Origin of the sequence: Thermosporothrix hazakensis (genome assembly GCF_003253565.1) — a bacterium.
In the GTDB taxonomy this organism is placed as follows: Bacteria; Chloroflexota; Ktedonobacteria; order Ktedonobacterales; family Ktedonobacteraceae; genus Thermosporothrix; species Thermosporothrix hazakensis.
Genome location: NZ_QKUF01000021.1, coordinates 33,220 through 45,184 on the forward strand (window position 1 = coordinate 33,220; position 11,965 = coordinate 45,184).

Annotated in this window: 13 protein-coding genes; 7 read left to right on the forward strand and 6 right to left on the reverse strand. The window is 53.1% G+C overall.

The window, feature by feature from the left end; genetic code table 11:
- Positions 1–18 precede the first annotated feature (18 nt).
- Positions 19–915, forward strand: coding sequence for a carbohydrate ABC transporter permease (locus EI42_RS22360; RefSeq protein ID WP_211326311.1), 897 nt, complete (start codon positions 19–21; stop codon positions 913–915).
- A gap of 335 nt (positions 916–1,250) precedes the next feature.
- On the opposite strand, the gene EI42_RS22365 is transcribed toward EI42_RS22360, so the two are convergent.
- From EI42_RS22365 to EI42_RS22380, 4 genes are all read right to left on the reverse strand, one after another.
- Positions 1,251–2,501 carry a glycosyltransferase family 9 protein gene (locus tag EI42_RS22365; protein ID WP_111324867.1) on the reverse strand — a complete coding sequence of 417 codons (1,251 nt, stop codon included), beginning with the start codon at positions 2,499–2,501 and terminating at the stop codon, positions 1,251–1,253.
- 322 nt (positions 2,502–2,823) lie between these two features.
- Positions 2,824–3,444: a superoxide dismutase gene (locus EI42_RS22370; RefSeq protein ID WP_111324868.1), complete on the reverse strand. Its 621-nt coding sequence runs from the start codon at positions 3,442–3,444 to the stop codon at positions 2,824–2,826.
- Between the two features lie 311 nt (positions 3,445–3,755).
- Positions 3,756–4,256, reverse strand: a complete 501-nt coding sequence (locus EI42_RS22375; protein ID WP_111324869.1) for a GNAT family N-acetyltransferase — start codon at positions 4,254–4,256, stop codon at positions 3,756–3,758.
- A gap of 48 nt (positions 4,257–4,304) precedes the next feature.
- Entirely contained in the window at positions 4,305–5,522 is a 1,218-nt protein-coding gene (locus EI42_RS22380) for an aminotransferase class V-fold PLP-dependent enzyme (protein ID WP_170142830.1), read from the reverse strand.
- A gap of 323 nt (positions 5,523–5,845) precedes the next feature.
- Here EI42_RS22380 and EI42_RS22385 point away from each other — a divergent pair, with 323 nt between their 5' ends.
- Positions 5,846–6,238: a response regulator gene (locus tag EI42_RS22385; RefSeq protein WP_111324871.1), complete on the forward strand. Its 393-nt coding sequence runs from the start codon at positions 5,846–5,848 to the stop codon at positions 6,236–6,238.
- 5 nt (positions 6,239–6,243) lie between these two features.
- Here the strand turns inward: EI42_RS22385 and EI42_RS32730 are convergent, their stop codons facing one another.
- Positions 6,244–6,645 (reverse strand): ArsR/SmtB family transcription factor, encoded by a 402-nt coding sequence (locus tag EI42_RS32730; protein ID WP_111324872.1) that lies wholly within the window; start codon positions 6,643–6,645, stop codon positions 6,244–6,246.
- Positions 6,646–6,888: 243 nt separating this feature from the next.
- Here EI42_RS32730 and EI42_RS22395 point away from each other — a divergent pair, with 243 nt between their 5' ends.
- From EI42_RS22395 to EI42_RS33430, 5 genes are all read left to right on the forward strand, one after another.
- Complete coding sequence (locus EI42_RS22395; RefSeq protein ID WP_111324873.1) at positions 6,889–7,584, forward strand: DUF8166 family protein; 696 nt, start codon at positions 6,889–6,891, stop codon at positions 7,582–7,584.
- A gap of 12 nt (positions 7,585–7,596) precedes the next feature.
- Positions 7,597–9,324 carry an ATP-binding protein gene (locus EI42_RS22400; protein ID WP_111324874.1) on the forward strand — a complete coding sequence of 576 codons (1,728 nt, stop codon included), beginning with the start codon at positions 7,597–7,599 and terminating at the stop codon, positions 9,322–9,324.
- A 15-nt stretch (positions 9,325–9,339) separates the two neighbouring features.
- Entirely contained in the window at positions 9,340–9,699 is a 360-nt protein-coding gene (locus EI42_RS22405; protein WP_137686164.1) for a hypothetical protein, read from the forward strand.
- Between the two features lie 19 nt (positions 9,700–9,718).
- Positions 9,719–10,612, forward strand: coding sequence for a glycosyltransferase family 9 protein (locus EI42_RS22410; protein WP_111324876.1), 894 nt, complete (start codon positions 9,719–9,721; stop codon positions 10,610–10,612).
- A gap of 244 nt (positions 10,613–10,856) precedes the next feature.
- Entirely contained in the window at positions 10,857–11,738 is an 882-nt protein-coding gene (locus tag EI42_RS33430) for a hypothetical protein (protein WP_176594928.1), read from the forward strand.
- Here EI42_RS33430 and EI42_RS22420 read toward each other — a convergent pair.
- A complete protein-coding gene (locus EI42_RS22420) occupies positions 11,728–11,961 on the reverse strand; it encodes a hypothetical protein (protein ID WP_111324878.1) in 234 nt (77 codons plus the stop codon). The genes EI42_RS33430 and EI42_RS22420 overlap by 11 nt on opposite strands.
- Between the last annotated feature and the right edge of the window lie 4 nt (positions 11,962–11,965).

Below are 11,965 nucleotides of genomic sequence, written 5' to 3' on the forward strand. Positions count from 1 at the left end.
ACGAAAGGAGCCTGAACAATGGCAGTCCAAAAACAGGTACTAATGCCAACTCATATGCATGTAGAAGAAACCACAAAAACAACGAAAGAATGGAACTGGGGTGTTTTTGGCCGCTATCTGGCCGTCATCCTGATCGTCTTTGTGTCGTTGGCCCCACTCTATTGGACCTTTATGACCTCGGTGAAAGAGGGGCTGGAGCTCTCTGCCGCCCCACCGACGCTCTTTCCCCGAACCTTCAGCCTGGAAAACTATCAGCACGTTCTGACAACGCCGACATTCTTGCTGGCCCTGCGGAATAGCGCTATTGTGGCGGGAGCGACAACACTGCTCTCGCTCTTCTTTGGCATTTTCTGTTCCTACGCCATCGCACGCACAAACTTTATCGGAAAACCGCTTGTACTCAGTTGTGTGCTCTCGGTCAATATGTTTCCGTTTATCGCGATGGTTGGCCCGCTCTATATTCTCTTTACCGGTCCATTCTACGTCTACAATACCTACCTGGCGCTGATTATCCCGGATCTGGTGATTACCTTACCACTAACGATCTGGTTTCTGGCTTCGTTCTTCCGCGATCTTCCGGCAGATCTGGAAGAAGCAGCCCGAACCGATGGTGCATCACGGCTACAGGCGCTCTGGTATGTAGTTGTGCCCCTGACCGCGCCCGGTGTCTTTGCGGCAGCGATCCTCTCATTTATCGCCGTCTGGAACGATTTCCTGTTCGGCCTGGTACTGACCGCCGACGAGCAGGCAAAGCCGGTGACCGTCGCGATTACGCAGTTCAGCAGCGAACATACCATCGCTTATGGTGAGCTTGCCGCCGCCGCGATCATCGTCACGTTACCGCTGGTCCTGCTTGTGCTCTTTTTACAACGCCGTATTGTCTCCGGGTTGACAGCCGGTGCCGTCAAGGGCTAGCATGCGCTGTTGCGGTTGCTCCAGATGGATTGATTGGCTGCGACAGCTCCACTGTTGTAACCGGGATCAGCGTTGTATGGGTGGCATAGAATGTGTGCTACTTCTAAACACGCTTGAGAGGAAACAAATTTCTATGGAGCGGACACAGGAGATTTTTTGATCGAGGACAATGAGGCGGGATGCAACGAATCTCTTGCACCTTTGTTTGTGTAATAGCTTTCATATGCGCCCCTTTACATCGAGCAAGAAACAGAATAATACCTAAAACAGGGGAGTTATCCACATAATTGTGGAGAAATACACACAATATGTGGATAACTTTCATTTCTACGCCTTCACGCTATTGGTTGCACGTGATTCTCGACGCGCCATTCCTCAGGCAGGCTGGCAAGCGCGGCGGAAACCAGTTCCTCAGGTGGGATACTATCAATGATCGTGGTACGATCCCAGAGGACAGCCGAACGAATCTGCTCGAAGCTATATGGGCTCGGCTCAAGCGTTACGCCTTCATGCCAGAGCGACGAGGCCCAGACCTTGCGCGAATAGACATTTCCAGGCAGATACGGCGTAACAGTGGGCACCTGGAGCGCTCCGGCAATATGTCCAGGACCGGTGTCGTTCGACAGGGCAAGATCCGCCTGTTTTGCCAGAATCGCCAGATCCCGCAGCGAATCGGGCGCGACTACCAGTACCCGCGCGTTCTGGTCTACCCCCCGAAACCCCTGATACTCTTCCAGAAAATCGGCTCTACGCATCCCATCAGGGTGGATCTCATCGGGACCACAAACAATGATAAACTCCACCTTTTTTCCCGGGAAAGCGCGGGCAACATGCTCACAGAGCAACTGCATCACCTCGTCCCAGCGGCAGTAGCACTTCGCAATGACAACCGTCTGAAAGAAGCAAACGACTCGAAGTGCGTCAGGATTCAGCGTATAGCGCTTCACCAGCGTCTGATATCGTTCCTGTTCTTCCACGGTAGAAAGGCGGATCTGAGGTTGAGCATAGAGGCCATTCAAGATCCCGTCAGGCAAATCAAACAGCTCTTCCACAAAATCAACGTAGCGCCGTACAGGGCCACGATGGGCATAGCTTCGTATCCCCACCCGGAACAGATGGTCGAGAATGGCAACCGTGCAGGAATCCTCTTCGTCGCGCTCAAGCACCTGAAGCTTCGGCAGCTCATCATTGGCCCCGTCGAAATCCAGCACCAGCACCGTTTCACCGACTGCATATTCTTGCACCAGTAGGCGACGCTCTTCCGGTTGAATTGTCGCGCGTACAACCGTTATTCCTTGCCAGTACTCTTTTTGATAGAGTTGCTCATTAAACAGAGAGGCAGCGCCTTCATCTACCAAAATAGTGACGGGAGTTCCTGCCTTGCCGGCGTAGCGGAGCGCCTGCATCACCGCCTCCACCAGCGCTGTCGCAACCACGCTCTCCCCGAGCCGCCCGGCTTTTCCTCCGACACTGATAACAATATGGTCGGCCTCATACACAAAACGGTTGATTGTAGAGAGAATAATCTTTTCTGCTCGCTTCAGTCTGCGCCCTTTATCCAGCGCCCATTCATGCATAAAGGACATATCTGCATGTAAGATTGCTTCCTGGTTCACGATCCTCCAACCTGACTGAACTCAAACACACTTTATCGATTTTCAGACAAAAAGAAAGCCCATTCAATAGCTCGTACGGGGAACAGGCCATAATGAAGGAAACAGGTAAGAAGAGTGTCATAAAAATGGAGACAAAGCATAGCCCTGTTTCTGTTCGTATGCATTACGCGGTTTTCAGTGTAGCAAACCGCCAACGCTTTGTCAAAAAGAGAGACAGGTAAGAGGCGGGCAAAGCCCTGCTTCCTATCTGTCTCAAGCAAAAAACGCCTGCTCTGGAAGAGCGTGTACGTTCCTACTTTGCTCCGCGTCCCTGAGCGTAGCGCTTCTCAACCTCATCCCAGTTCACAACATTCCACCAGGCATTGAGGTATTCAGGACGGCGGTTCTGATACTTGAGGTAGTACGCATGCTCCCAGACATCATTTCCCATCACAGGATAGAGGCCCTCCATCAGCGGGCTATCCTGATTGGCGGTCGAAATGACCTCAAGGTTGCCGCCGCGATCCAGTACCAGCCAGACCCAGCCGGAACCGAAGCGCTTGGCACCGGTATCATTGAAGAGCTGCTTGAAGGCATCAAAGGAGCCAAACTTTGCGTTAATCGCGTTCGCAAGGTCGCCCTTTGGCTCGCCGCCACCATTGGGTTTCATGATCTGCCAGAACATGGTATGGTTCGCATGACCACCACCATTGTTGCGAACAGCAGTGCGGATGTTCTCAGGAACCTCATTGATATGGCGCAGCAGATCCTCTACGCTCTGGTTTGCCAGAGATGCCTGATTCTGCAACGCAGCATTGAGGTTGTTGACATACGTCGCATGGTGTTTGTCATGATGAAGCTGCATTGTCTGAGCATCAATATAGGGCTCAAGCGCATTGTAGTCATACGGAAGAGGCGGAAGCTCAAATGCCATAAGACATCACTCCTTCTTCTAACAAGAAAATAGTGAACGAGGCGCTACACCTCGTCAATTACACATCTGTTGAATACTCACCTTCCCCCTCGCAAAGGCTCACAAAGGAGAGGCGTTATCGAGTACACTTTAGTTGTATGCGATGAGCAAGACACTTGTCAAGCAGAAATGCATACAGACGACCTTACTTCACCGTACCAACCCACTCATTCACATCTCTCACTTAGTATACCCGACAGGCACAATGGAGACTTGAGGCTTCAAGCTCCGGCTATTCTCTTCTTCTATCACGCAAGAGCCATTCCAGATGGTTACAGACGGGCAGAGCGAACCATCTCAATGAATTCGCTTTCTCCGTGCTTATTTTCTTGCAGGAAGGTACGCGCAGCATGGAACCCGGCCCGCTCATAGATCTTGAGCGCTCGCTTGTTCCAGGAAAGAACATACAAACAGAAGCGCTCCGGGGTAAACATCGGACGCGCAAACTCAAGGCAAGCGCGCACAAACTGCACGCCAAGTCCCTTCCCGACCAGATCAGGACGCAGACCAAGCCCGATAGGCAACGTTCCCGGCTCGACGAACAGGCGCGGCTCATCGGTATCGGCCACGGTTGCAGCCGTTCCACAGACAAAGTAGCCGACCAGTTCCCCCTCTTCATCATGAACCGCGTAGTAGGGGCTGCGACGATCGAGCAATTCGGCAATAGTCTCCTCATCTGCACTGAAGCTATAGACCTCGTATTCCTCCTCATAGCGCCATTGTGCGATGCTCGTCGCGTCTGCCCTATCCATCAAAATGAAAGAGAATGTCATACTTCAATCCTTTCTCCATTACAACAAAACACGCCCCCCAAAGCGCGGCTAGATACCTTTGATCTCTTCAAGCGCATTTAAGAGTGCATCTACTTCTGCTATTGTATTATAGAAGTGTGGAGAGATGCGCACAACTGTGCCACGTGCCGCAACACAAATGCGACGCTCGGCCAGTGCTGCGACCACGCCCTGCACTGTCTGCTGACGCTCTGCAATAGGCTGGAAACAGACAATTCCAGAGCGCTCCCCTTCACCCATCGGGGTGACCACTCTATAGCCGAGCTGCTGTAAGCCCTTGATCGTGTGCGCGGTCAGGCCCAGGATCCGCTGCTCGACCGCCTGCATTCCTCCCTGAAGGCGCTCAAACACATGCAGCGAAGCACTCAGGCCCACCGCTGGAAAAGTATTGGGCGAACTATGCTCGAACCGCGCCGCGCCCTCCTTGAGAGGCTGTTCATAGTTGAAGAAATCCATCGGATTGCTCACGCTGAACCAGCCTCGACGCGATACCTGCAAACGAGCAAGAAGGTCCTCCGACACATAGAGAATGCCACAGATATGCGGCGAGAGCAGCCATTTATGACCGGCAGCAGCAACAAAATCAACGCCAAGCCGGGGCACATTCACGTCAAGCGCTCCCAGCGCCTGAATCGCATCGATTCCACAGATAATGCCGCGATCATGACAATAAGCCGCCACCGTTGCGACATCATTACGAAAGCCGGTCGAGAACTCTACCAGGCTCAGACTGATCAGGCGCGTACGCTCGGTGATGCGAGCACAGATCTCCTCAGCCGGAATACGCCCATCACGAACCGGTACAAACTCAATCTCAACGCCCTGTTCACGCAGATTTAACCAGGCATAGACATTGCTCGGGAACTCACCCTCAGCCAGGACAATGTGATCCCCTGCGCGCCACTCCAGCCCTTGCGCAATCGTCATCAAACCATCGCCGGTGCTGGCCGTGAAGGCAATCAGTTCCGCTGGCACATCCAGCATCCGTCCGAGGCGACGACGAGCTTCCGTGCAGTGGCCTCGCCAGTAATCCTCATGCAGCCCCCCATAACGAGAGGTATCTGCTATGTACTCCTGCATCAGGCGAGCCGTCGGCAGGGGCAGTGCTCCCGTCGATGCATGGTTAAAATAGACATGCTCCCGGGTCACAGGAAAAAGATACTCACGAGCGGAAAGCGTCGTGCTTCCCTCCTCGTCCGCAAGCAACGGCTGTAACAGCGTATCCAGATCAGGAAGAGTTACGGTCATCAATTTATTCTCCATAAAAAAAGATGAGCTCGTCACACTCAGCACAGTTCCCCGGATGAGCGTGAAGAGCGATCGTCAATCCATCGTGCTATCTCCAATTGTACTCTACAGAAGGGGCGCGTATAAGAGCAAGCAGACAAATAGCACAGGGTAACATTGAAGTCAGCTCTGACGTGAATAAAACAGGCGGCCCATAAAGATCACAAAAAACAAAGGGAAGGTGAAATCTTCCCTATCTTTCTCTGAGAAAACGTGATATAGTCAGAATAGTATTTCGTTCGCGATCGAAATTGAGAACAGGACGGCATGGTCGGAGCTACGGTATGAGTCATCGGAACGAGCAAGCAAAACAAAAGTCGAGCAAAAAAACTATCCTTCTAGTAGAGGATGACGAAAATATAGGAGAAGTACTGATCCAGGTCATTTCGGAAGAAACTCCTTACATTGCTATACTGGCAACAGATGGTTTCGAGGCCCTCAAAACGGTCAATGAGATAAGGCCAGATCTCTTCATCCTTGATTATCACCTGCCGCATATGAATGGCCTCGAACTGTACGACCAGTTGCATGCCAGACACGAATTGTCCCATGTGCCTGCGATCATGATCAGTGCACGCCTGCCAAAGGCAGAACTCCACCAGCGCCATATTCAGGGCATGCACAAACCACTCGACCTTGATGAATTCTTGCAGGCCATTGATGAGCTTCTCACTTGAGCAGGCTATTGCTCGTCAAGATGCAGTTGAGCAGCATAATCCTTATCCAGAGCGACTATCAATTGCTGAAACGCGTTGACCAACGCATGATTACGCAGACGATAATAGACAATGTTCCCTTCTCTGCGGGAAGAGACCAGCCCGATTTCTGTAAGCTGACGCAAATGTTCGGAAGTGGTAGCTGCCGAGAGCCCGATTTCACGAGCAATATCTCCCGAACGGCGCTCTGGTAAAGCGGGGGAATCGCCTTCCTGAGGAATAGCCAGTAACTCCAGAATATAGCGACGGCTGGTATCACACACAATAGAAAGAAATCTATCGACGTACTGATCCACTTCTGGGGGTCGTCGTGGTACTGATTTCTTAGTCGAATCATCTGGAGAAGAGATGTTTTTCGCCTCGGTCATAAAGTTGTTCTCCCTCATGCATAATAAATGGCGCAAACAGCGATCGGTGCCCCTGGGAAACGCATCGAAACTGACTGCTCCATTACTGATCTTCAGCAAATTATATCGGCAAACCGACCAGAAAGATAGATGGAATTTGAACAGCTTTCCCCAAAAACCACTGCGAAACGCTCTCACTATGTTATAATGCGGCAAAAGCATTTGTTCTAAGTCAAGCCCACGGAAAAGTTCTGAGGTACATTGATGGTTATAGGGAAAATCGTCAAATCCGACTCGCACATTAACTATGTCTGCCAGATTTTTGGCCCGCGCGAAGTCGATATAGTTCCCCGCCCGGCTGACTACGCTTTTGGCCGGTTCGTACGCGTTGCCATTCGTGCCGGAGAGTATGATGAAAGCATGCCGTTCAAGCAACTGCTTGGTTCCAGCAGTGAGCCTGTGACCTATGCCGTTGGCGTCATCTACGATACGATCCTGCAAAATCCGGCATATGGCACACTTGGCCCACGCCTCTCAAACGAGGCACAGCTTGAACTCTTCTCGCCCGATTATATTTCTGAGAAGGCAGTCCTGATCTATGTCATCATTCTGGGCACTATGGAAGAGCAGCAGAACGCGGATGGCAGTGTAACCGTCCTTTCGGCCTCACATGGCATTCCGCCCCTTTCGCTTGAGTTGGATAGCGAGATCGAAACCATGAACAATGAGGAAGTACGAGCCTTCCACTTCTTTCGCGACCCCGACCGCCCAGATCAGCCAGAACCGTACCTCCAGATGGGCTACCTGCCGCACATTATTGCGCAGCGGAGTAACCTCTTACCAATGGTAGTCCTGCGTATCATCGATCAACTGGAACGGCTCTTCCCCCACAATCTCGCTTTACTCTCGATCGTAAAACGAAATTTTGCCTGGCGGCTCAAAGTCGAAACTACAGGGTAACGGAGGTACAGTGTGCTAGTAGATCCAGGCCAGACAACCAGAACCCAACTTCCCACGCCAGTTGGGATCACCAAAGGCCCGGGAGAGAGCATCCACGAATATACGTTTGTCTCCCGGGACGACTTCCAGATTCTCAAAAACGGCGAATATGTCTATTATGAGCTCGACTCACCACGAGCCGCCTCACATAATGGCTCAACACCAGCCCGCCGCCGCGTGCTCGGACGCATCATCAAACGAGTTCCCCTGCGGCTCTATCCCGATACGTTTCTAGGCGAGCCGGAAATTGCGCCCGATCAGGTGGCCGCAATGGTCGGCTATCACTCGCGCACCAACGAGCTCTTTGAGCTCCATGTGGCAATCATGGGTTATTATGATCCGGCAACCGAGTCGTTTATCAATCCCTGGATTCCGCCACAATCGGGGAAGCAGATCTTCCTTGCCGATGATGCCATGCTGACAGAAGTGTTGAGCCGCAAAAAGCACCATGAGCCCGGCTCAGCCACCATCGGCTCTCTGCTCACTCGTGAACCGAACGCGGTTCCTATCGTGCTCTCGGTCAAAGATGTGGTCAGTACCCATATGGCAATCATCGCCAGCACAGGCGCAGGAAAAAGCTATCTGGCAAGCGTCTTTATAGAGGAGTTAATGCAGCCTCATAATAAAGCCTGCGTCCTGATTATCGACCCACACGGCGAATATAGCACGCTCGATCAGATCGCGAACGAGCCCTCCTTCTCGGAGTCCGGAAATTTCGGCCCCGGCTATCGCCCGACCGTCCACGTCTACAAGCACGATGAGATCAAGGTGCGCCTCTCAACGCTGCAAATGGGCGATATGCGCGCCCTGCTTCCCGAGATGACGGAGAAACAGCAATATCTGCTGAACCGCGCCCTACAGAAGCTCCGCAGCCGCAAGGGCGATACTCCCTGGAGCGTTGCCGATCTCAAGGCAGCGATCAAAGGCAGCGCCCGCCAGAAAGAGGACGAGGAGAGCGAAGGGGCCGACGATTCCAGCACGGTACATGCTCTAACCTGGCGTATTGAGCAGCGCTTTGAACAGAGCATGACGTTCGATGACAGCCTGCACCTGGACCTCCGCGAGATCTTCAAGCCGGGCCAGTGTACGGTGCTTCAGCTCAATGAGATCGACGAACGCGACCAGCAGGTGATTGTCGCAACCCTGTTGCGCCGTCTCTATCATGCCCGAATGGATACTGAGCGCGGCAAGGTCCATTCCGGTGAGTCGTACCTACCCTACCCGGTTTTCGTCCTGATTGAAGAGGCACATCACTTCGCCCCGGGCGGAGCCGAGGTCGTTTCCACCTCAATTCTCAAGCAGGTGCTGGCCGAAGGGCGTAAGTTCGGGATTGGCGTTGGCATTATCAGTCAGCGTCCGGGCAAGCTGGATGCCGACGTGCTCAGTCAGTGTCAGACTCAATGCATTATGCGCATCGTAAACGAGATCGATCAGAAAAGTGTTGCAGCCGCCATTGAAGGCGTTGGCCGCGACTTGCTGCATAATCTCCCGGCCCTCTCCAAAGGGCAGGTTATTGTAGCAGGTTCAGCCGTCAACACGCCGGTCATCTGCCGGGTCCGTCAGCGCATTACGCCGCATGGTGGCGAAAGCAAGGACGCGCCCGAGATGTGGCAGCAATACTTTAGCAACGAGAATCAGGCCCGTCTGCGTCGCGAAGAAGCCCCACTGACCAACAATCAGGGCTTCCAGTTTTTCCGCTAAAAGCCGAGGACGAACGTGACCGGACGAGCTATACTCGCAATGGGCGGGATCGCCATGCTACTCTGGATGGCGCTCGCCCTCTTTACCTATTTTGTGCCACCACACCACCTTTTACTGCTGGCACTGTTTCTTGTGCTCTTCGGCCTTGCCACAATGTGCACGCTTACTCCATGCATTTCGATCTTTGGATCACTCCTTCTCCCTCGGCTCTACCGCGCCGCTCCGGGCCATTCGCTCAGACAATCCACCCTGTTGACACTTGTGCTTATACTCAATATGATCTTAAAGGCACTGCATAGTTGGGAACCCCTCACCGGACTGATTTCTCTGGTTGCAGCTGTCATACTCGAAGCCCTGATACTTGCCAGAAAATAGGAGCAAAGCCAGAATCCTTATGCGCATCCTGCTTGTTCGTCCCGGAGCCATCGGTGATACGCTACTGACGCTGCCCGTGATTGCCGCTCTCAAGGCGTATCATCCGAATACAACCATACACTTCGTTGGACGTGCAGATGTCCTACCGCTCTTCCACGCCAGTGGCCTGGTCGAAGAGACCTCTGACTATGAAGCGCTTCAATGGAGCGCCCTCTTTGCCAGCCCGGAAACAGCTCGCCGGCTGCTCTCGCCGCAGTTCGCAGGCTACGATCTGGCGATCTGCTGGCTGCGTGATTCCGAAGGGACGATTGCACGCAATCTGACCGCCAGCGGGATTCAAGAGGTGATTACAGCACCGGGCAGGCCGCCTGCTGATACGGTGATCCATGTCGCGGAATATCTGGCTCAAACGGCTGGCGTGATGCTTGCACCCGATTTTCAGCTAACGCTGCCCCAGCGACCGAGTGGGCAGGAAACTATTGCGATCCATCCGGGAAGCGGGGGACCACAGAAGTGCTGGCCCGTTCCCTGCTTTGCCGAGGTTATTCAACATCTCGAGCAGAAGCGCCAGCCAACGCTTTTACTGGCTGGTCCAGCAGAGGCTCAACGCCTGCAAGAACTGCGCCACCTGCTGACTCCCGCCCCCGCGTTCCTGACAGAACTGATCTCAGCACCCTTACTGGATGTCGCGTATGCCCTTACCAGTTGCCGGGCCTATCTGGGCAACGATACCGGTATCACCCATCTGGCCGCCCTGCTCGGCATACCCACCCTTGCCCTGTTTCAGGCGAGTGACCCTCGTCTCTGGCGGCCTCTCGGTCAAAAGGTGCATATTATTACAATTTCTCACCAGGGAGTAGGAAATATGTCTACCCAAAGCATACTATCTCTTCTTGACTCGTTTTCTTCATAGGAAGAATTTCATCCGTTTCCCGTGCTTCTCCTGTATAGCAGGGAGTAGCCTTTTCAGATAATGAAAACCAGAAAAGAGGGGATCAATCGGCAGAAAGCAGCATATTGTTTCAGTGCTTCGCAGCCGAGAAGCCAGGCCGCAGATCATTGACAATGTATACAGCGTTCTCTGACATCCAGGGTTCCGGGAAAGAACCGCTACAGAGGGTTGCGCCCTCAACGTCTACTGAGAGGAGGATGCACAATTGATAGACAATTCTCCAGATGGGAAAAATTCGCAGTCGTTCCAGGGCAAATTGATTCTACCATCACCCGAGTCGGGGCAGGTGCCGCCCTCCTCGGAAGAAACACAAATGAACATGCCGCCGGTTCTTCCGTCTCCAACACAGGGACAGATGCCAGTGGTTACACCACCACAACACCCAAAACGACCGGTAAAACCTGAAGATCTGATTCGTCGAGCCCCGGGGGCTGCTCCGGCCTCACCATTTGCCAAAATCGGCTACTACTGGCGCAAAGATCCCGCTTATAAGTTCCTTATTATCTCGATCGTGCTTGTTCTCATCATCAGTACAGTTGCCGCCTTTGTAGCTGGGAATATTTTGAGACAGGTGCCTGACTCGCTGCAAACGAACACTATAGGGACACCGCAGATTGCCCCGACTCAACAGTCGACACCCACCGTTGAGCAGACCGTCATGCCTTCACCCACACCCTCACCTACACCGTCGCCCACACCCTCCCCCACGCCATCGCCGTCACCCACACCTTCGCCGACTGTGGCCCCATCTCCCTCCCCAACAGAGGGAAACCCGGCCACACTGACCGTGCAGATTCTCAACTATCCGCAGCAGGTGTATAACAAGACCGAGATGGCGGTGACGATACAAACCAATCAGCCAAATGCCCGGGTCCGGCTTCAGGTGACTTACGATGCGCTGCCCTATACCTATGTCAGTGACGAAACCACCACCGAGATAACAGGGATAGCCTATCCGATGTGGAAGATACGCGTGTTTCCCTTTGAAAAACACCGCACGGTCAACGCCCAGATTGTTGCTATCGCCGAAGTCGATGGAAATACTGTTCAGTCGACACCGGTAAACGCTCAAGTCCTTAATCCCTGAGCACGAACACACTTCGATCAATAAGGGCGGCACCTCTGGTATACTGCCGGGTGCTGCCATTTCCCGCTTTCCTCGCTATAATGAAAGCAATAATCGCATCTACTCCGTGATATTTTTCCGGTAACAGGCGTATATAACTGATAAAAAGAGTAGTCGGGTTCATCGCCCCCTGGCTCCGTTTCACGGAACCTGGCAAAACGGCCACTATTTCTTGCTCCACCATCTTA